This window comes from Actinophytocola xanthii, assembly GCF_001921205.1.
Lineage (GTDB): Bacteria > Actinomycetota > Actinomycetes > Mycobacteriales > Pseudonocardiaceae > Actinophytocola > Actinophytocola xanthii.
In genome coordinates, this window is the sequence record NZ_MSIE01000020.1 from 17380 (window position 1) to 37958 (window position 20579).

14 protein-coding genes and 1 pseudogene are annotated in these 20579 nt (G+C 70.7%); 11 read left to right on the plus strand and 4 right to left on the minus strand.

The window, feature by feature from the left end:
- Positions 1–18: 18 nt before the first annotated feature.
- Together BU204_RS12980 and BU204_RS12985 are read right to left on the minus strand one after the other, a co-directional pair.
- Entirely contained in the window at positions 19–990 is a 972-nt protein-coding gene (locus tag BU204_RS12980; RefSeq protein WP_075125900.1) for a zinc-dependent alcohol dehydrogenase, read from the minus strand.
- Between the two features lie 63 nt (positions 991–1053).
- Positions 1054–2043, minus strand: coding sequence for a M28 family metallopeptidase (locus BU204_RS12985; RefSeq protein ID WP_075125901.1), 990 nt, complete (start codon positions 2041–2043; stop codon positions 1054–1056).
- 167 nt (positions 2044–2210) lie between these two features.
- Here BU204_RS12985 and BU204_RS12990 point away from each other — a divergent pair, with 167 nt between their 5' ends.
- The 11 genes from BU204_RS12990 to BU204_RS13040 all read left to right on the plus strand — a co-directional run bounded on the left by BU204_RS12990 (position 2211) and on the right by BU204_RS13040 (position 19165).
- Positions 2211–3215 (plus strand): LacI family DNA-binding transcriptional regulator, encoded by a 1005-nt coding sequence (locus BU204_RS12990; protein WP_075125902.1) that lies wholly within the window; start codon positions 2211–2213, stop codon positions 3213–3215.
- Positions 3216–3301: 86 nt separating this feature from the next.
- Entirely contained in the window at positions 3302–4585 is a 1284-nt protein-coding gene (locus BU204_RS12995; protein WP_075125903.1) for an ABC transporter substrate-binding protein, read from the plus strand.
- A 9-nt stretch (positions 4586–4594) separates the two neighbouring features.
- Positions 4595–5536, plus strand: coding sequence for a carbohydrate ABC transporter permease (locus BU204_RS13000; RefSeq protein ID WP_075125904.1), 942 nt, complete (start codon positions 4595–4597; stop codon positions 5534–5536).
- Positions 5537–5676: 140 nt separating this feature from the next.
- A complete protein-coding gene (locus BU204_RS13005; protein WP_075125905.1) occupies positions 5677–6474 on the plus strand; it encodes a carbohydrate ABC transporter permease in 798 nt (265 codons plus the stop codon).
- Complete coding sequence (gene yicI / locus BU204_RS13010) at positions 6471–8735, plus strand: alpha-xylosidase (protein ID WP_075125906.1); 2265 nt, start codon at positions 6471–6473, stop codon at positions 8733–8735. The genes BU204_RS13005 and yicI overlap by 4 nt, the downstream gene beginning before the upstream one ends.
- A gap of 32 nt (positions 8736–8767) precedes the next feature.
- Entirely contained in the window at positions 8768–11746 is a 2979-nt protein-coding gene (locus BU204_RS13015) for a glycoside hydrolase family 3 protein (protein WP_198942857.1), read from the plus strand.
- A gap of 18 nt (positions 11747–11764) precedes the next feature.
- Complete coding sequence (locus BU204_RS13020; protein ID WP_198942858.1) at positions 11765–14614, plus strand: beta-galactosidase; 2850 nt, start codon at positions 11765–11767, stop codon at positions 14612–14614.
- Between the two features lie 268 nt (positions 14615–14882).
- Positions 14883–17018, plus strand: coding sequence for a M6 family metallopeptidase (locus BU204_RS13025; RefSeq protein WP_198942859.1), 2136 nt, complete (start codon positions 14883–14885; stop codon positions 17016–17018).
- Positions 17019–17129: 111 nt separating this feature from the next.
- A complete protein-coding gene (locus BU204_RS13030; protein ID WP_075125907.1) occupies positions 17130–17888 on the plus strand; it encodes an alpha/beta fold hydrolase in 759 nt (252 codons plus the stop codon).
- Between the two features lie 72 nt (positions 17889–17960).
- Entirely contained in the window at positions 17961–18593 is a 633-nt protein-coding gene (locus tag BU204_RS13035) for a DUF1028 domain-containing protein (protein ID WP_075125908.1), read from the plus strand.
- Entirely contained in the window at positions 18590–19165 is a 576-nt protein-coding gene (locus BU204_RS13040) for a DUF4760 domain-containing protein (RefSeq protein WP_075125909.1), read from the plus strand. The genes BU204_RS13035 and BU204_RS13040 overlap by 4 nt, the downstream gene beginning before the upstream one ends.
- 7 nt (positions 19166–19172) lie before the next feature.
- Here BU204_RS13040 and BU204_RS41240 read toward each other — a convergent pair whose 3' ends face one another.
- Entirely contained in the window at positions 19173–19322 is a 150-nt protein-coding gene (locus BU204_RS41240; protein ID WP_233160144.1) for a hypothetical protein, read from the minus strand.
- A gap of 59 nt (positions 19323–19381) precedes the next feature.
- Positions 19382–20305 (minus strand): annotated as a pseudogene (locus BU204_RS42260) (carboxylate-amine ligase); the annotation flags it as partial.
- Between the last annotated feature and the right edge of the window lie 274 nt (positions 20306–20579).

Here is a 20579-nt window from a genome sequence, read left to right on the forward strand (position 1 = left end):
CGCCTCCGTGCTGTCGTGTCAGTAGCTGTCGTACCTAACACGGACACAGAGCGCGGACAGTTCAATCTTGTTCAGCCTCGACAACACCGAGGGCAGTTCGGTGAATTCGCACTCCCCGCTGACCAGGGCGTCGAAACCCTCGTCGGCCAGGAGATCCATGGCGACGGCGAGCCGCTCGGCGTAGCCCCGACGCCCGCGCTGGGCCGGTGAGACCATGCCCACCTGGCTGCCGCGCACGGTCAGCCGCCGGGAGTGGAACCACTCCCCCAGCGGCACGCTGACCCGCCGGTCGCCGTACCAGCTCAGCTCCACCACCACGCCCTCCGGCGCGAGCAGCTCCAGCGCCCGGACGAGCCCCGCCTCCGAGGCGCTCGCGTGCACGACGAGGTCGCAGCCGCCGCGCGCGGCCTCCGGGGTGGCGAACTCGACGCCGAGCGCCTCGGCGAGCGCGGCACGTGCCGGGTCGATGTCCACCAGCTGCACGCGGGCGGCCGGGACGCCGGCGAGCACCTTCGCCACGGAGGCACCGACCATCCCGGCGCCGATCACCGCGATCCGGTCGCCGACCAGCGGCCGGGCGTCCCAGGCGGCGTTGACCGCGGTCTCCACCGTGCCGGCGAGAACCGCCCGCGACGCCGGCACCGCGTCCGGTACGACCGTGACTGAGCTCGCCGGCACGACGTAGCGGGTCTGGTGCGGGTAGAGGCAGAAGACGGTGCGGCCGCGCAGCTCGTCCGGGCCGTCCTCGACCACGCCGACGTTGAGGTAGCCGTACTTGACCGGGGCGGGGAAGTCGCCCTCCTGGAACGGCGCCCGCATGACCTCGTGCTGGCTCGCCGGCACCTCGCCGCGGAACACCAGCGTCTCGGTGCCGCGGCTGACCGCGGAGTACAGGGTCCGCACGAGCACCTCGTCCGGCCCGCGCTCGGGCAGGACCACGGGCCTGATCTCGCCCCGCCCGGGGGCGTCCAGCCAGAACGCGTGATCCACGGCTGCACCCTACGTGAGGGGTTCCGGCCGCGCCGACACCCGCGCCGGCGCGGCCGAAGCTCCTCAGCCGCCGACCAGGGTCCAGACGGCCTGCGCGATCGCGTCGCTGTTGCGGTCCAGCGCCGTCGCGTTGATGTTGCTCGTCGTGTCGCAGGAGGCGTGGTAGCACCGGTCGTAGGCCTGCCCCGCGGTGCCGCCCCACTTCTGCGCCTGGGCGCTGGTCTTGGTGCCCTCGGCACCGGTGAACAGGCCGCCGATGGGGATGCCCGCCCTGGCGAACGCCGCGTGGTCCGAGCGCCCGCCCACCGAGGTGAGCTCGGTCGGCACGCCCATCGCGGCGAACGGCGCCGCCAGCACCCGCTGCAGCTCCGCCGAGCCGCTGGGCTGGCCGCTGGCCGAGTAGACGAAGTAGCCGGGGTTCGGCGAGCCGATCATGTCGAAGTTCAGGTAGCCCCGGATCCGGGACCGGTCCGCGCTCGGCAGGTTGTTCACGTAGTAGGTCGAGCCGACCAGCCCACGCTCCTCCGCGCCCCACCAGCCGAACCGCAGCCGGTTGGTCGGGGTGAGGTTCTGGCGGGACACGGCCAGCGCGACCTCGAGCAGCGCGGCCGAGCCCGAGCCGTTGTCGTTGATGCCCGGACCGGCGGTGACGCTGTCCAGGTGCCCGCCGGCCATGATCACGTTGTTGGCGTCCCCGCGGGGCCACTCGGCCAGCAGGTTGTAGCCGGTCGCCCCGCCGGAGGTGAACGACTGGAGCGTGGTGGTGTATCCGGCGGCGTCGAGCCGGGCCCGGATGTAGTCGACCGAGGCGCGGTAGCCGGGTCTGCCGTGGGCGCGGTTGCCGCCGTTGTTGGTGGCGATCGTCTGGAGCTGGGTGAGGTGTGCCCGGACGTTCGCGATCGGGATGTCGGGTGCGGCGAGAACGGCGGACACGGGTGCCGACGGGGTCGCCGCCGGGTTGGTCGCCGCGGGCTCGGCCAGGCTCGTGGCCTGGACCGGGCCGACCAGCAGGACGCCGGCCGCCGCCGCGGCGAGGAGGGTACGGGTTCGCATGTGGTGCCTCCAGCAGTGAGCAGGGATGAGAAGGACAACCACAGGTGAGGGTCCCGGAACGGACGGTGGCTCGCGTACAGCCGTTCGAGCGCTGTTCTTCCCAGTTACCGTCAAGTGGCCTACCATGCGTCGAAGCGATTCGACGACGCGGGAACCGGGACGGCGACGTGGCCAAGATCGAGGACGTGGCACGGCACGCGGGGGTGGCGCCCAGCACCGTCTCCTACGTGCTGAGCGGCAAGCGCTCGATCACCGACCGGACCAGGCAACGCGTCCTGCACAGCATCGAGGTCCTCGGCTACCAGCCGCACGCGGGGGCACGGGCACTGGCGAGCAACCGGTCCAACGTGGTCGCGCTCGTGGTGCCACTGCGCACCGGCATCCACGTCCCGGTGATCATGCAGTTCGCCACCTCGGTCGTCACCACGGCCCGCGAACACGACCACGACGTGCTGCTGCTGACCCAGAACGAGGGCGTCGCGGGGCTGCGGCGGGTGGCCGGCACCTCGCTGGTCGACGCGGTGATGGTGATGGACGTTGAGCTGCGCGACGAGCGGGTGCCCGTGCTGCGGGACCTCCGCCTGCCGGCCGTGCTGATCGGCTTCCCCGCCGACGCGGAGGGCCTGACCTGCATCGACCTCGACTTCACCGCGGCCGGCGCCGCCTGTGTCGACCACCTGGCCGAGCTCGGGCACCGACGCGTCGCCCTGGTCGGCTCCCCGCCCGAGGTCTACGCCCGCGGCACCGGCTTCGCGACCCGGACCAGGAACGGGTTCACCGAGGCCGCGCGGGCGCACGGGATCGCCGCCAGCGTCCACCCCTGCGACGCCAACCCCGCGGCGGCGCGGCGGGTGGCGGCCGACCTCCTGCGCGAGCACCCCGACCTGACCGCTGTCGTCGTCCACAACGAGCCGGTCATCGGCCCGCTCCTGGCCGCGTTCCGCGAGGCTGGCCGGGACATCCCCGGTGACCTGTCGATGGTGGCGATCTGCCCTGACGAGCTCGCCGAGCACGCCATGCCCGCACTGACCTCGGTGTCCATTCCGGCCGAGGAGGTCGGGCGGGAGGCGGTCCGCCTGTTGATGGCCAAGCTCGGCGGCCGCCCGGTCCCCGAGGCAACGCTGATCGAGGCCCGGCTCACCCCGCGCGCGAGCACGGCGCCCGCCGGCTAGCTCCACCACAACTGAACACGCTCTCCGGCTGTGCGTCGTCGAAGCGATTCGACGACGCACCCACCCCACTGGTTGGAGGAACAAGGATGTTCAAGCCAGGCAGGATCGGCGTGGCGCTCGTCACGTCGGCCACGCTGTTGACGGCGTGCGGCTCCGAGGACGCGGGCGGCGACGACGAGCTCGTCCTGTGGCACTACGAGAGCCCGGACAGTGCGATGGGCATCGCCTGGAACGAGGCGATCGAGGAGTTCGAGCGGACCCACGAGGGCGTCACCGTGCGGTTCGAGGAGAAGGGCTTCGAGCAGATCCAGAAGAACGCCCAGATGGTGCTCAACTCCGACGAGGCACCCGACATCATGGAGTACAACAAGGGCAACGCCACCGCGGGACTGCTGTCCAAGCAGGGGCTGCTCACCGACATGTCGGCCGAGGCGAGCGAGCGCGGCTGGGACGACATGCTCTCCCCCAGCCTCCAGACCACGTGCAAGTACGACGAGCGCGGGGTGATGGGCGGCGAGAAGTGGGTCGGCGTGCCGAACTACGCCGAGTACGCGATGGTCTACTACAACAAGGACCTGTTCGCCCGGCACGGTGTCGCGGTACCAACCACTTTGGACCAACTCACGTCCGCGATGGACACGTTCGTGGACAAGGGAGTCACCCCGCTCGCCGTCGGCGGCAAGGAGTACCCGGCCCAGCAGCTGTTCTACCAGCTCGTCCTGTCCAAGGCGGACAGCGGATGGATCAACGACTTCCACCGCTACACCGGTGACGTGGACTTCCACGACGAGGCGTGGACCTACGGCGCGGAGACCTTCGCCGACTGGGTGGACCGCGGCTACCTGAGCAAGGACGCGACCGGGATCGACGCCGAGGGGATGGGACTGTCCTTCATGGCCGGCGACTACCCGATGATGATCTCGGGCAGCTGGTGGTACGGCCGACTCAAGAACGAGATCAAGGCCTTCGAGTGGGACTCGTTCCTGTTCCCCAGCGACTTCACCCTCGGCTCCAGCGGGAACCTCTGGGTGGTCCCGGAGAACTCGCCGAACAAGGAGCTGGCCTACGACTTCATCGACATCACGATGAAGAAGGCCAACCAGGACCTGCTCGGCAACTCCGGCGGCGTCCCGGTCGCGGCCGACACCGAGGCGATCAGCGACGAGAAGAACCGGACGCTGATCGACAACTACCAGACCCTCGTCGAGCGGGACGGGCTCGCCTACTACCCCGACTGGCCGGTGCCCGGCTACTACGACGTGCTGGTGTCGGCGACCCAGAAGCTCATCAACGGGACCGCGTCGCCGGAGGAGGTCCTCGACGAGCTGGCCGCGCCGTACGAGGAGAACCTCGCGAACGTCGGCTCCTGAGGTCTTGTCATGGCCCTGCTGACCACGGCGCCGCCCACCGCGCCACCACCGGCCGCGACCCGACCGGCCCGCCGGCGCGGCGGCTACCTGCTCTACCTCGTGCCGGCCGCGGTGCTGTTCGTCGCGGTCATCGCGGTCCCGCTGGCGATGAACATCGGGCTCAGCTTCACCCGCTGGCAGGGTGTGGGGTCGCCGGACTGGGTGGGGTTCGAGCAGTACCGCAAGCTGTTCGCCGACGAGACGCTCTGGGTCTCGTTCGGCAACAACCTGGCGCTGATCGTCGCCATGGCCGTGCTGCCGAGCATCCTCGGCCTGCTGCTGGCCTCGGCACTGTTCGACGTCGTGGCGAAGCGGTTCGGGCAGGGGACGACCAGCGCGCTGCGCGCGTCGTTCTACCTGCCGCAGGTGCTCCCCGCCGTCGTCGCGGGCGTGGTGTGGGGCTGGATCCTGCACCCGGAGTACGGCTCGGTCAACGCGTTGCTCCGGGCGGTGGGGCTGGACTCGTGGACCCAGAACTGGCTGGGCGACGAGCGGACGGCGCTGCTGTCGGTGATGGCGGTGCTGGTCTGGATCCAGATCGGCTACCCGCTGGTTATCTTCATGGCCGGGCTCCAGCGGATCGACCCCGAGCTGTACGAGGCGGCGGAGATCGACGGCGCCTCGTGGTGGCAGCGAACCTGGTCGATCACGATCCCGCAGCTCCGGCCGGAGATCTTCGTCGTGCTGCTGACCTGCACGATCGCCGCGCTCAAGTCGTTCGACAAGATCTTCGTCCTGACCAGGGGCGGCCCGGGTGGTTCCACGAACACGCCGGCCTACTTCTCGTTCCAGAACTTCTTCGAGAAGGCCAACGTCGGCTACGGCGCCGCGATCGCCACCCTGCTGACCGTGCTCATCGTGGGCCTGGCGTTCCTGTTCCTCCGCGTCCAACGCGGCAAGGAGCAGCTGTGAGACACAATCCGTCCACCCACCGAACCGTCACCTCAGGGGAACGTGACGCAAACCAGCCACAAGTACGTGACCAGGCGGCACTCTCCCGACCGAAGCCCGCCAACAGGAAGAAATTCGGGGAGGCGGGACAGCGGCAGCTCGTGCTGGTCGTGCTCGTGGTTGCGGCGGTCGTCACGCTGTTCCCGTTCCTGCTGGTGGCCATGAACGCGGTGAAGTCGCCGGCCGAGTATGCGGCGCGGGGGCCGCTCGGCTTGCCCGACGGCCTGTACCTCGACGGAATAGCCAACTTCTGGGAGCGGGTGGACTTCGGGCTCAAGCTCGCCAACAGCACGGTCATCGCCGGCTCGGTCGCCGTGCTGGCGGTCGCCGTCTCGGTGCTCACCGCCTACGCGCTCGGCATCGGGCGGATCAGGGGTCGCCTGTGGATCGTCGCGATCTTCCTCCTGGCGAACCTGATGCCGCAGGAGGCGCTGGTCTACCCGCTGTACTACCTCGCCAAGCAGGTCGGCCTCTACGACACCCAGCTCGCCGTGATCATCATCTTCACCGCCATCCAGAGCGCGTTCGGCACCTACCTGCTCACCTCGGTGCTGGCCACGTTCCCCCGCGAGATCATCGAGGCGGCGAAGATCGACGGCGCCAGCCGGTGGCAGGTCCTCTGGCGGGTGGTGGTGCCGATCAGCTGGCCGACGCTGTCGGTGCTGCTGGTCTTCTTCTTCATCTGGACGTGGAACGAGTTCTTCATCCCGATGATCATGCTGGTCTCCAACGACACCCAGACGGTCCCGGTCGCGCTCGGCGTGCTCCAGGGCCAACGACTCATGGACGCCACCGCGCAGAGCGCCTCGGCGCTGCTGGGCATCCTCCCGGCGGTGGTGTTCTTCCTGATCTTCCAACGGACACTGACCCGGGGCATCGCGGTGGGGGCGATCAAATGAAGTTCACCGACGGACACTGGATGATGCGGCCGGGCGTGCGCCCGGACTACCCCGTCGAGGTGCTCGACGCCGCGCGGACAGCCGACGGGCTGCGGATCATCGCGCCGACCTACCCGGTCCGCACCCGGAACGACCTGCAGAGCGGCGCGGTGCTGACGGTCGACCTGACCGCGCCGATGCCGGACGTGGTCGGCGTGCGGATCACCCATCACGCCGGCACCGCGGCGAACTCGCCTCGCTTCGAGCTGTTCCCCGACTCGACGGCCACCCACTCGACCCATGTGGACGACACCACCGCAACCCTCACCTCGGGCGACCTGTCGGTGCGGGTGAGCCGCAAGGCACCCTGGCGGGTGGAGTTCGCCACCGGCGACCGCGTGCTCACCACCAGCGGGCCCGAGGACATGGCCATCATGTCCACCGAGGACGGCGGGCACCACCTGCGGGAACGCCTCACGCTCGGCGTCGGTGACGCGGTGTACGGGCTCGGCGAACGGTTCGGCCCCCTGGTGAAGAACGGCCAGGTGGTCGACATCTGGAACGCCGACGGCGGCACGAGCAGCGAGCAGGCGTACAAGAACATCCCGTTCTTCCTCACCAACGCCGGCTACGGGGTGTTCGTCGACCACCCCGGACTGGTCTCGTTCGAGGTCGGCTCGGAGGACGTGTCCCGGGTCCAGTTCTCCGTCGAGGCCCAGTCGATGCGGTACTTCGTCATCCACGGCCCCTCCCCGAAGGAGATCCTCGCCCGGTACACCGCGCTCACCGGCCGGCCCGCCCTGCCGCCGGCCTGGTCGTTCGGCCTCTGGCTCTCCACGTCGTTCAACACCGACTACGACGAGGACACGGTCACCTCGTTCGTGGAGGGGATGGCCGAGCGGGACCTGCCGCTGTCGGTCTTCCACTTCGACTGCTTCTGGATGCGCGAGCTGAGCTGGTGTGACTTCGAGTGGGACCCGAAGACCTTCCCCGACCCGCGCGGGATGCTGGCCCGGCTCAAGGCCCGGGGGCTGCGGGTGTGCGTGTGGATCAACCCCTACATCGCCCAGCGCTCACCGCTGTTCGACGAGGGCATGGCCCGCGGCTACCTGCTGCGCAGGCAGAACGGCGACGTCTGGCAGTGGGACCTGTGGCAGCCCGGACTCGCGGTCGTCGACTTCACCAACCCCGAGGCCCGGGAGTGGTACGCGTCCAAACTGGACGCGTTGCTGGACATGGGCGTCGACTGCTTCAAGTCGGACTTCGGTGAGCGGATTCCGACCGACGTCGTGTACTTCGACGGCTCCGACCCGCACCTCATGCACAACTACTACACCTACCTGTACAACCGCACGGTCTTCGACCTGCTGCGCAAGCGTCGGGGCGAGCGGGACGCGGTGGTGTTCGCCCGGTCGGCCACGGTCGGCACCCAGCAGTTCCCCGTGCACTGGGGCGGGGACAACCTGTCCACCCGGGAGTCGATGGCCGAGTCGCTGCGCGGCGGGCTCTCGCTGACCATGTCGGGCTTCGGGTTCTGGAGCCACGACATCGGCGGGTTCGAGGGGACCCCGGACCCGGGGCTGTTCAAGCGTTGGATCCCGTTCGGGCTGCTCTCCTCACACAGCCGGCTGCACGCCAACTACTCCTACCGGGTGCCGTGGGCCTTCGACGAGGAGGCCGTGGACGTCCTGCGCACCTTCGCCAGGCTCAAGGCGTCACTGATGCCCTACCTGTACCAGGCGGCGCGGATCGCGCACCTGGAGGGGATCCCGGTGATGCGGGCGATGGTGGTCGAGTTCCCCGACGACCCGGCCTGCACCTACCTGGACCGCCAGTACATGCTCGGCGACGACCTGCTGGTCGCCCCGGTCTTCACCGCCGACGGCACCATCGACTACTACGTGCCCGACGGCGAGTGGACCCACCTGCGCACCGGTGAGCGGGTCAGCGGGCCGCGCTGGGTGCGCGAGCGGCACGGGTACGACAGCGTGCCGCTGCTGGTCCGGCCGGGCACGGTGATCCCGCTGGGCGCGGTCGAGGACCGGCCCGACTACGACTACGCCGACGGCGTCACCCTGCTCGTCACCGAGCTCGCCGACGGCGCCTCGGTCGCCACCACCATCCCGACGGCGACCGGCGAGGTCGCCTGCACGTTCACCACGACCCGGCGCGGCGACACCGTCCACGTCGAGGTCGACGACGCTCCGTCCCGCTGGCGGGTACGCCTGTTCGGGCGCGACCCCGTGGAGGTCACCGGCTCCACCGCCACCGTCCACCTCTGACCCACCACCTCCGACAGCACCCGGGAGTGCTCATGCGGATCAGACCGCGCACCACCGTCCCCCTGCTCGCCGCGCTGCTCACCACGACGCTCGCCGCGCCCGCCGCGGCGGGCACCGACTACCCCTTCCGCGACCCGGACCTCCCGCTGGAGCGCCGGATCGACGACCTGCTCGGCCGACTGACGCTGGACGAGAAGATCTCCCTGCTGCACCAGTACCAGCCGCCGATCCCGCGCCTGGGCATCGGCCGGTTCAAGACCGGAACCGAGGCACTGCACGGGCTGGCCTGGTCCACCGACATCCACTCCACACCGGACCCTGGCGCGGTGCGGACCGCGACCGCGACGGTGTTCCCGCAGGCGGTCGGGCTCGGCTCGACCTGGGACCGGGACCTGATCGAGCGGGTCGGCACGGTCGTCGGCAACGAGACCCGCGGCTACAACTCGGCCGACCCCGACGTGTGGGGCCTGAACACCTGGGCGCCCGTGGTGAACCTGCTGCGCGACCCCCGGTGGGGCCGCAACGAGGAGGGCTACTCCGAAGACCCCCACCTGACCGGGGTGATCTCCACCGCCTACGCGGGCGGCATGCGTGGCGACGACCCGCACCACCTCAGGACCGCGCCGACGCTCAAGCACTACCTTGCCAACAACAACGAGGTCCGGCGGGACCGCACCTCCTCAAACCTGCGCCCGCGGGTGAAGCACGAGTACGACGAGCAGGCGTTCCGACCGGCCATCGCGAACAACGCGGCGACCGGGGTGATGTCGGCCTACAACCTGGTCAACGGCCGCCCGATGACCGCGCATGCCGACCACGACGACGTGGTCCGGTCCTGGACCGACCAGACGCTGATGAACGTCACCGACGCCGGAGGCCCCAACAACCTCGTCGGCTCGCAGGCCTACTACCCCACCCTCGCCGAGGCCGACGCGGCCACGCTCAAGGCCGGTGTGGACAGCTTCACCGTCGACAACACCAACGCCACCCCGACCGTCGAGGCGATCAGGACCGCGCTGTCGCGGGGCCTGCTCACCGAGGCCGACGTGGACACCGCGGTCCGGCACATCCTGAGCATCCGGTTCCGGCTCGGCGAGTTCGACCCGGACGGCGGACCGTACGCGGGAATCACCATGGACGTGGTGAACAGCCCGGAGCACCAGCGGCTCGCCCGCGAGGCGGCCGCCGAGGCCATGGTGCTGCTGAAGAACGAGGGCACGCTGCCCCTGGCGGCCGGGGACCGCACCGTCGCGGTGGTCGGGCCGCTCGCCGACACCCTCTACACCGACTGGTACTCGGGCCGGATGCCCTACCAGGTCACCCCGCGCGCGGGCATCACCGAGCGGCTCGGCGAGTCCGGCACCGTCACCGGCGGCGAGGCCGTCGACCGCATCGCGCTGCGCTCGGTCGACACCGGCCGGTACGTCACCGCGGGGTCGGCGCCCGAGGGCGCGGCGCTCACCGCGGCCGGCACGAGCGCCGGGAACAACGAGCAGTTCGACGTGTTCGACTGGGGGCAGGGCGTGCTGACCCTGCGCAGCGTCGCGAACGGGATGTACGTCGAGCGCGCGGACTTCGGTCCCACCAGCACGTTCGTCAACCGCGCCCCCCAGCCGCGGGACTGGTTCGTCCACCAGCAGTTCTCCCTCGAGGACGCCGGCGACGGCACCGTGGTGATCAAGTACGTCGGCTACGAGACCGTCAACGACTGGGAGGGCCCGAACAACTACCTGACCGTGGCCGCCGACGGCACCCTGGTCCTCGGCTCGCCCGACGCCGCCGGGGCCGCCCGCTTCACGAAGGAGACGCTGGTCAGCGGCGTCGACAGCGCGGTCGTCGCGGCGACTGGAGCGGACGCGGCGGTCGTGGTGGTCGGCAGCATGCCGTTCATCAACGGCCGCGAGGACCACGACCGCACCACGATGGCGCTCGCCGAGAGCCAGGCCGAGCTGGTCCGCGCGGTGCGGGCGGCGAACCCGAACACGGTCGTGGTGGTGGAGAACAGCTACCCCACCACGCTCACCTGGGAGCAGGACAACGTCCCGGCCATCCTGTGGACGACCCACGCCGGCCAGGAGACCGGCCGCGCGCTCGCCGACGTCCTGTTCGGCGACGTGAACCCGGCCGGGCGGCTCACCCAGACCTGGTACCGCTCCGACGCCGACCTGCCGAGCATCCTCGAGTACGACATCATCAAGGCCCGCCGCACCTACCAGTACTTCGACGGCGACCCGCTCTACGCCTTCGGGCACGGGCTGTCCTACACCACGTTCCGCTACGACCGGCTCCGCGTGGAGAACTCGGTCCGTCCGAACGGGACGGTGCGGGTCAGCGTGGACGTGACCAACACCGGCCGGGTCGCCGGGGACGAGGTCGTCCAGCTCTACACCCACCAGCGCGCCTCGCGCGACCCGCAGCCGAACCTGGAGCTGCGCGCGTTCGAACGGGTCGGCCTGGAACCAGGCCAGCGCAGAACCGTCCGGCTCACCGTGCCGGCCCGCGAGCTGGGCCACTGGGACGTGACGCGCAACCGCTGGGTCGTCGAGCGGGCGACGCACGACGTCCTGGTGGGCGGCTCCTCGGCCGACATCCGGCAGCGGGGTTCGGTACAGGTGCGGGGCGAGGCGATCCCGCCGCGTGAGCTGGACCGGACCACCCGCGGGGTCGACTTCGACGACTACGCCGGTGTCGACCTGGTCGACACCTCCAAGGAGCGCGGTGACGCGGTCGGCGCGTCCGGCGGCGACTGGGTCTCCTTCGCCGACGCCGACCTCGACCGGCCGCGCGCGCTCACCGCACGGGTCTCGCGGGAGCAGGCGGGCGCGGCCGGTGTCGAGGTCCGCCTGGACAGCCCGACCGGGCCGCTGCTCGGCACGGCGACCGTCCGCTCCACCGGCGACCGCTACGCCTACACCACGGTGACCGCGCCGCTGCGCCGCGTGGACGGCCGGCGGACGGTGTACCTGGTGTTCACCGGGGACCTTCGCCTCGACCACTTCAGCCTCAGATAGCGGAGAGGGAGGCACACCGTGTCGCGCTGGACGATCCGCCGACTACTGCTGCCGTTCCTGGTCGCGGCCGTGGCCTTCGCCACGGTCGCGGCCCTCCCGGCGGCGCCGCGACCGGCCGCCGCGGCTCCCGACCGGGGCCACGAGGTCACCTACGACCGCTACTCGCTGAAGGTGGACGGCGAGCGCGTGTTCCTGTGGAGCGGCGAGTTCCACTACTTCCGCCTGCCCAGCCAGCAGCTGTGGCGGGACGTGCTGGAGAAGATCAGGGCCGCCGGCTTCACCGGCGTCTCCCTGTACTTCAACTGGGCCTACCACTCCCCCGCACCCGGACAGTACGACTTCAGCGGCGTGCGGGACGTGGACCGGCTGCTCGACCTCACCGAGGAGCTCGGCCTCTACACGGTCGTCCGGCCCGGTCCCTACATCAACGCCGAGGCCAGCGGCGGCGGCTTCCCCGCCTGGCTCAAGCAGGTGCCCGGCCGGGCCCGCTCCAGCGCCCCCGGCTACACCGAGGCCTACCACGAGTGGCTTGACCACATCAACCCGATCATCGCCCGCCACCAGGTGACCCGGGGCGGCTCGGTCATCGCCTACAACGTGGAGAACGAGTATGCCGCCAACACCGACGCGGCGTACATGCAGGACCTCCAGGACACCGCGCGGGCGGCGGGGATCGACGTCCCGATCACCCACAACCAGTGCTGCGACGCGTCCTGGACCCCCACCTGGGCCTCCGGGCTCGGCGCGGTCCAGATCCCGGGCGTCGACGACTACCCCCAGTCGTTCGAGTGCCAGACGCCCGAGGTCTGGGGACCGTGGGGGGAGGGCGTCACCGAGCGGCTCAGCGAGAACGCCCCGGTCTACGGCGCGGAGTACCAGGCCGGCGCGATCGACCTGCACCGCGCCGGGTACGAGAAGTGCCGGGAGCTGACCGGGCCCGCGTTCATGAAGTACTTCTACAAGTCGAACCTGATCGCGAGCGGTGCGACCATGCACGGCTTCTACATGGCCTTCGGCGGCACCAACTGGGGTTGGCTCGGCCAGCCCAACGACGTCTACACCTCCTACGACTACGGCGCGGCGATCACCGAGACGCGCCAGCTGACCGAGAAGTACGACGAGTTCAAACGCCAGGGCTACTTCGTGCGCGCGGTGGCCCCGCTCACCAGGACCGACCCGGCCGACGCTCCTGCCTCGGCCAACCCCGCGCTCGGCACGCTCGCCCGGTCCAACCCGGACACGCGCACCCAGTTCGTCCTGGTGCGCCACGCCGACCGGGCCTCGACGACCACCGAGGACACTTCGCTGGACTGGTCCACCCCGGACGGTGAGTACCAGGTGCCGGTGCGGGTGTCCGGTCGGGACGCGAAGATCCTCGTCGCCGGCTACGACCTGGGCGGCCAGCGGCTGGTGTGGTCCAGCTCGGAGATCATGACCCACGAGCGGATCGCCGGCCGGGACGTCGCGCTGCTCTACGGCCGGTCCGGCGAGCCCGGCGCGACCGTGCTGCGCTACCCCAGCCGCCCGAGCGTCCGGGTGCTGTCCGGTTCGGTGCGGACCAGCTGGCGCGACGGTGACCTTCGGCTGGACTACACGCACGCGGGACTGGCCAGAGTGGCCGTCAGCGGCGGCGGGCGGCCGCCGATGCTGCTGCTGCTCGGCACCGACCAGACCGCGGCGGAGTTCTGGCGGACGGACACCGACGCCGGGCCGGTCCTGGTGCGCGGCACCGAACTGGTCCGCTCCGCGCGGGTCGGCGGCTCGACGCTGTCACTGCGCGCGGACACCGCCGCCCCGGGCGAGGTGGAGGTGTTCGCACCCCGGAGCGTCCGCCGGCTGACCGTCGGCGGCGAGTCCGTGCGGGTGCGGCCGACGACGAGCGGGTCACTCGCCGGCCGCCTGCACGGCCCCGCCCCGGTGCGGCTGCCGAAGCTCTCCGGGTGGCGCTACCGCCCGGAGGCCCCGGAGAGCCGGCCGGACTTCGACGACTCGCGCTGGACGGTCGCCGACCGCACCACGTCGGTCAGCCCGTTCCCGCCCACGACGCTGCCTGTGCTGTTCGCCGGCGACTACGGCTTCGACTACGGGCAGGTCTGGTACCGCGGCCACTTCACGGCGACCGGCACCGAGACCACCGTCGACCTCAACGCGATCACCGGGCGCGACGGCGTCTACCAGGTGTGGTTCAACGGGCGGTACCTCGGTTCGGCCCGCGGCGGCGTCCAGGCCGACTCCGAGCCCCCGGTGAACCAGAACCCCGGTCCCGGCTCGTTCCGGCTCCCGGCCCTGGCGCCGGGTGAGCGCGGGGTGATCTCGGTGCTGGTCGAGAACCTGGGCCACAACGATGACTGGACGGCCGACGACAACCGGTTCAAGCAGCCCCGCGGGCTGGTCGGGGCGTCGTTGCCGGGTTCGACGGCGACGGTGCGGTGGCGGTTGCAGGGCGCCCACCGGGAACGCGCCGATCCGGTCCGAGGTCCGCTGAACACCGGCGGCCTGTACGGAGAGCGGCACGGCTGGCACCTGCCCGAGGCCGGCGGGTCCTGGGCCGCTCCCCGACCGCCGGGCCCCGGGGTGTCCTGGTACCGGACCGACTTCCGCCTCGACCTGCCCCGCGACCAGGACGTTCCGCTTGGCCTGCGGTTCGACGGGACCGGCCCGTATCGGGTGCAGATCTACCTCAACGGCTGGCAGGTCGGGCGCCACACCGCCGACCTCGGTCCCCAGCGGGAGTTCGTGCTGCCGGCCGGGCTGCTGCGGGAACGGGGCGCCAACACCCTCGCTCTCGCGGTGACGGCGCTGGACGAGGCGGCCTGGAGCCCGCCGCGGCTGGTGGTGCAGGCCAACCACTGGACCGGCCGCCGCTGAGCGTGGTCCCCGGCGCTGCACCGGCTGGCCCCCGACGATCGTCGGGGGGACACCGCCGAACGGAGCAATTCTGTCCGCCACTCGCCAAAAGTGGGAAAAACGTTCAGAGAAACGGCCTGAACTGCTGAAACGAGTGGCTCATGTGGACCGAAGCTATCCGGTACGAACAGGTACGACCCGCGCGCGCATGCCCACTCCCCTGTGCTGCGCCGCTGGATTGGAAAGGGATTCAATGCGACGTAGCCGATTAGCGTCGGCCGCAGCGGCAGTGCTGCTCGTCCCCCTGGTGCAGGTGCTGCCGGCATCGACGGTCGGGGCGGAGCCGGCCGCGGCGCCGTTCGACGACACCAGGGAGCCGACGCGCCAGCAGCTGACCCTCGACGGCAAGCCCGTCGAGACGCCCGCGAGCTACCAACCGAAGTCGGCCAAGAGCCGGGCCGCGGCGGCGGCGACCCCACCGGTCGGCACCGTCCGCGGCTGGCTCGGCCTGGACGACTTCAACGGGACGCTCTACCGCAAGGACTACACGCTGCGTGGTGTCGGGAACAACATCGAGGTCTGGGTCGCGAACGACATCGCGTTCCCGGAGGGGGACTGCCGCCGGCAGATCCCCAACTCGACCGAGGTCACCGACGCCCAGGTGGCGGACCTGGTCAGCGAGTTCGACAACAACATGTACCCGAAGGAGACGGCGGCCTTCTCCACGCCGCCGGACCGCGACGGTACGAACGCCGCGATCGAGGGCGACTTCACCGGTGACGGCAACAAGACCGTCGCACTCATCGACAACGTCCGGGACGACAACTACTACGAGTTCCCGGCCGCGCCCACCTACATCGCGGGCTTCTTCTCCGCGCAGTTCAACGAGCTGCTCGACCGCAACGTGATGACCATCGACGCGTTCGACTGGGCACACCGCACCGGGGCCGACCCGGCGGACGAGCCGACCGACGACCTGTGCACCAGCCGCCCGGCACGGCCGCGCCTCTACGAGGGCACGTTCGCGCACGAGTGGCAGCACCTGCTGATGTACTACACCGACCCGTTCGAGGGGAACTGGATCAACGAGGGTCTCTCCGACTTCGCCCAGAGCCTCACGGGCTACGTCGACCCCCGGCTGACCGTGTTCGACAAGGGCGGGGACAGCCACCTGTACTGCTTCCAGGGCTTCGGCCCGGTGGAGACGCCGTACAACACCAACCCACGGGACTGCGGCGGGCCGGAGAACTCGCTGAACCTGTGGGGCGAGGGGAACCCGAACGCGGTACTCGCCGACTACGGGCACGCCTACTCGCTGATGCAGTTCCTGCACGACAGGTACGGCACGGACTTCATGTCCCGGCTCCACCGGGACGGCGAGCACCAGGGGCTGGCCAGCCTCGATGCCGCGCTGGAGGCCGAGGGCGTCACCGACATGTACAAGGTTCTGCACGACCACCAGTCGATGGTGCTGCTGGACAAGATCGTCGGCGAACGTCGGGGCGTCATGCTCGGCGTGCCGAAGGGCAGGGTGACCACGCCGAGCCTGCGCTCCACGGTCAACCTGGCCAACCCGCAGGCCAACGACGACCCGGGTGCCGCGCCCAACGGTGCTGACTACGTCCAGCCCCGGCGGGCCAACGGCCAGGTGCTGCGTGGTTCGGAGCTGCGGTCGTTGACCTTCCAGGGCGCCGCGACGCTGCCCCCGCTCCCGCTGGAGTGGACGACGGTGTCCGACGACCCGGACAGCCCCGGTGACCCGGTGCTGTGGTCGGGCAACGGCAACAACATCAACGCCACGGCGGTGACCGAGGTGGCCGTGCCGACGACGGATCCGACGCTGCGCTTCCAGGCGAAGTACGGCGCGGAGCTCGGCTACGACTACGGCTACGTGGTCGTGTCGACCGACGGCGGCGAGACCTACACCCCGATCGCCGGTGACCGGACGGTGGAGGGCCCGCTGGGTCCGTCGCTAAACGGCACCACCGAAGGGTTCGAGCCGCACTCGTTCGACCTGTCGGCCTACGCCGGGCAGACGGTGCTGCTCGGTCTGCAGTACGTCAGCGACGGCGGCGTCAACGAGGGCGGCATCCTGGTGGATGACGTCACCGTCGGCGCGACCGTCGTGAGCGACGGCTCGAGCCTGGAGCCGTTCGACTCGCCGACCGAGATCAACCCGGCCGAGGTGCACAACTGGAACCTCAAGGTCATCGGCTTCGACGAGCGGAACCAGATCGGGCTGCAGGCCGAGTTCAACGGCCGCAACTCGGTTCGGCTCGGCGCGCTGCAGACCCTGGTGTTCAACCTGTTCCCGAAGGTCGTCGTGACCGTGTCCTACGACGATCCGACGGAGCTGGTGCAGCAGTACGCGCCGTACACCCTCACGGTGAACGGCGTGGTTCAGCCGGGCGGCGGCGGAGCCTGAGCCTGGTCGTCCCGTTGACGTCGGCCCCCGAGGTTCGCCTCGGGGGCCGACCCATTTCTACTCCAGAGTAGGTTAGTGTGAGCTGCACCACCCCACACTCTGGAGGACTCGATGACGCGTCGTCTCCGGCTCACCCTGCGCTGCTCACTCTCCGCGCTGATCGTCTCACTGTTCGCGCTCGTGGCCTCCCCAAGCGCCGCGGCCGCCCCGCCGCGCGACCCCGTGGTGGTCGTCGCCGGCACGTTCGGCCCCGCGTTCTTCTACGAGCCCCTGGCCGCCCGGGTGCGGGCCGGCGGGGCGCAGGCGTTCGTCTTCGAGCTGCCCGCCCTGGGCACCGGCGACATAGCGAACTCCGCGCGGGCGCTGGACACGTTCGTCGACGGCGTGCTGGCCCGCACCGGCGCCTCGCGGGTGGACCTGGTCGGACACTCCCAGGGTGGGTTGGTGGGGCGCCAGTTCATCAGGTTCGAGGGCGGCAGTGCGGTGGTGGACAGTCTGGTCAGCCTCGGGGCGCCGCACTACGGCACGGCGGTGGCGAACATCGCGGACTTCTTCGGCCTCGGAACGTGTCTTGGGGTGGTCGCCTGCGAGCAGATGGCACTGGGTTCGGACTTCCTGGCCCGCCTCAACGCCGGCGACGACACGGTGGGGAACGTGCGCTACACGAACCTGTTCACCGCCCTGGACGAGCTGGTCCGCCCGGTCCAGAACGCCGCCCTCGCCGACGGTGCGACCAACGTCCTGATCCAGTCCCAGTGCCCGGCCAGGGTTGTCGCCCACGTCGGCCTCGCCCTGGACGGCACCGCCTACGACGGCGTCCGAGACGCTCTCCTCGGCGAACCGGTCCGCCTCAACTGCCTGGCTGTCTAGCGCCGGAGGCGACTGTTGATCAGTCGTTGGGTTCGCAGGCGGGGTGGGCGCTCGACATCCTATGGTTGGCCGGTGACGTTCTCTGTCGTCGGGTTCAGTGGTGCGGAGGAGTCCTGGGGTGTCGCGGTGGCCACCAGGTTCCTGGCGGTGGGGGCGATGGTGCCGGCCGCCGAGTTCGGCGTCGGGGCGTTGGCGACCCAGGCCCTGACCAACATGGCCTACCGTGCCGAAGGGCTCGCGTCGCTGCGGGAGGGCCGGGGCGCCCAGGAGGTTGTCGACACCCTGGTGAAGGGCGACGACCGGCGCGAGGAGAGGCAGCTCGGGGTGGTCGACCGCGACGGGGTCGCCGCCGCGTGGACCGGGGGGCAGTGCGGGGCGTTCGCGGACTCCCGGGTCGGCGAGGGCTACGCGATCCAGGGCAACCTGCTGGTCGGTCCCGAGGTGCTCGACGCGATGGAACGGACCTGGCTCTCGGAGCGGACCGGTCTGGTCGACCGGCTGCTGGCCACGCTGGCCGCCGGGGACGCGGCGGGCGGTGACCGGCGGGGTCGGCAGAGTGCCGCGATCTACGTCGTCGGGCCCGAGGGGATCGCGCACGGGACCCGGGTGCGCATGGACCTTCGGGTGGACGACGCGCCGGAGCCGATCGCGGAGCTGGTGCGGCTGCGGGAGCTCCAGCGGCGACTCGAACAGAGGAAGCGATGAGGCGCGGAGACAGGGTACGCCGGATCCGGTTCCGCTGGAGCCTCGCCCACCCGCTGGTGCGGCTCCTGGTCCAGGCGACCGTCGCGGCGGCGATCGCGATCTCGGTGTTCGCGTTCCTGAGCATCGGCGACGTGATCAACGAGACCGCGGCGTCCGTGCTCGTGGCCGTCGTCTTCGGGGCCGCGTCGGTGTTGCAGCTGCGTCAGGCACAGCGCCGGCAGTACACCGTCGGGCTGCTGACCAACTTCCAGAGTTCCGAGTCGCTCAAGACCGCCGACATGTGGATGGCCGCCCGGATCGGCTCCCGGCAGGAGCTGGCCGCCAACCCGCCGTCGGACGAGCTGGTCCACGTGATCGCGATGCTCGACTACTACGAGTTCCTCGCGACGCTGGCCCTTCGCGGCTTCATCGACACGCCGCTGGTGCGGACACTGCGCGGCGGCACGATGGCGCGCTGCTTCACCATCTGTCGCACGTACATCATGACCTGCCGTTCGGAGATCGGGTCGGAGCTGTACTGCAACTTCGAGCTGTTCGTCGAGGAGCACAACCGCACAGCGAAATCGGGCTGATCGACTCTCACGCCACGTTGGACGGGCGGCAGTCCTGAAGGGTGTAGCGGCTGAGCTCGGCGATGACGTCGGTGAGCCGCCCGCGACGCCGGAAGGCCGCACGTTGCAGCACTGCCCCGTTGCCGTCGCGGAACGTCCTGGCCAGAAGCTGCCGCACCGCGCGCAGCTCACCTCACCGGTGCGTCGCAGCGCGGGTTCGACGTGGTGCACCAGCTTTCGCGCCAGCTCGACGGCGGGAGCGAGGCGTCCAGTGGCGACGTCGACGCCCTTGCCGGTGATGCCGTCACGTGCGGCGCGCCAGTACGCGGCCCGCAGCACCTCGACAGCGACCGCTCGTGCCGGTCTGCCGGTGGCCTCCGCGTCGAGGCCGGTCATCACCAGCGCCCGGACCAGCGCGGCGAGCAGCACGGAACCGTCCACAGTGGCAGGAACGTCGCTGACCCGGACCTCGACCGTCGGCAGGTGCTCCGAGGGACGCACGTCCCGGTAGATCATCGCCCGGTCCACGACGGCGCCGGTGCGGACCAGGGTGTCGACAGCCGCGTCGTAGTCGGCCGCGGAACCGAAGTGCGGCGGGGCGCCAGAGCAGGGCCACCGTCCACACAGGACGGCACGCCAGCTCGCGTACCCGGTGTCGAGGCCGCGGTGGATAGGGGAGTTCGCGGTGAGCGCGAGCAGGGTGGGCAGCCAGGAGCGCAGGTGGTTCCCCACCCGCACAGCGCTGTCGCGATCCGGCACGGCGACGTGGACGTGGCAGCCACACACGTCGTGCTCGGCGGCGAGCAGGCCGAACTCGGCGCCGATCCGGCGGTAGCGCTCGTCGTCGGTCACCGGGGGGTCGGTGTGCTCGGCCAGGGGAACGCCGGTCGCGACGAGCTGGCTGCCCGTTTGCAGGGCCGCCGCCGCGGCGGTCGCCCTGGCCCTCAGCAGGTGCGCCCGCACGTCGCGCATGCCCGTGCAGACGGGTGTGTTGCTCTCGACCTGTGCCCGGGTCAGCTCGGGTCGCAGGTCGGCGCCGAAGTGAGCCGCGGCGTGGATGACCGCCGGCCCGGCCGGCATCGGTGCGGCGGAGTGGGGGTCGACGAGCAGGAACTCCTCCTCGACCCCCAGGGTCGGAACTGGAGATGGCGAATCAGCCATGACTGCCCTTACAGATCAGCCGACGACCGGCGTCGGAGGAAGGGTCAGCGCGCTGCTCGACCGACCGGAGAGGAAGGCCGTCACCCCGGAGGCGGCGGCGCAGGGTGGCTACCCGCTGCGCCAGGCTCCAAACCCACTGTGGTTGGCCGGCGGTCGCCGTGGCCGCGCCGCGCGCCTGCTCGGTGCTGAACCAGTCAGGGGCCGGTGGGCCAGGGCCGGTCAGAACAGTCGGAAACGCCAGCAGGCCCCGCGATGGTTCGCGGGGCCTGCTGGG

Coding starts and splice junctions, on each gene's coding strand:
- BU204_RS12985 (WP_075125901.1), bottom strand. CDS start 2,043: ATGCGAACCCGTACCCTCCTCGCCGCGGCGGCGGCCGGCGTCCTGCTG.
- BU204_RS12995 (WP_075125903.1), top strand. CDS start 3,302: ATGTTCAAGCCAGGCAGGATCGGCGTGGCGCTCGTCACGTCGGCCACG.
- BU204_RS13000 (WP_075125904.1), top strand. CDS start 4,595: ATGGCCCTGCTGACCACGGCGCCGCCCACCGCGCCACCACCGGCCGCG.
- yicI (WP_075125906.1), top strand. CDS start 6,471: ATGAAGTTCACCGACGGACACTGGATGATGCGGCCGGGCGTGCGCCCG.
- BU204_RS13015 (WP_198942857.1), top strand. CDS start 8,768: ATGCGGATCAGACCGCGCACCACCGTCCCCCTGCTCGCCGCGCTGCTC.
- BU204_RS13030 (WP_075125907.1), top strand. CDS start 17,130: ATGACGCGTCGTCTCCGGCTCACCCTGCGCTGCTCACTCTCCGCGCTG.
- BU204_RS13040 (WP_075125909.1), top strand. CDS start 18,590: ATGAGGCGCGGAGACAGGGTACGCCGGATCCGGTTCCGCTGGAGCCTC.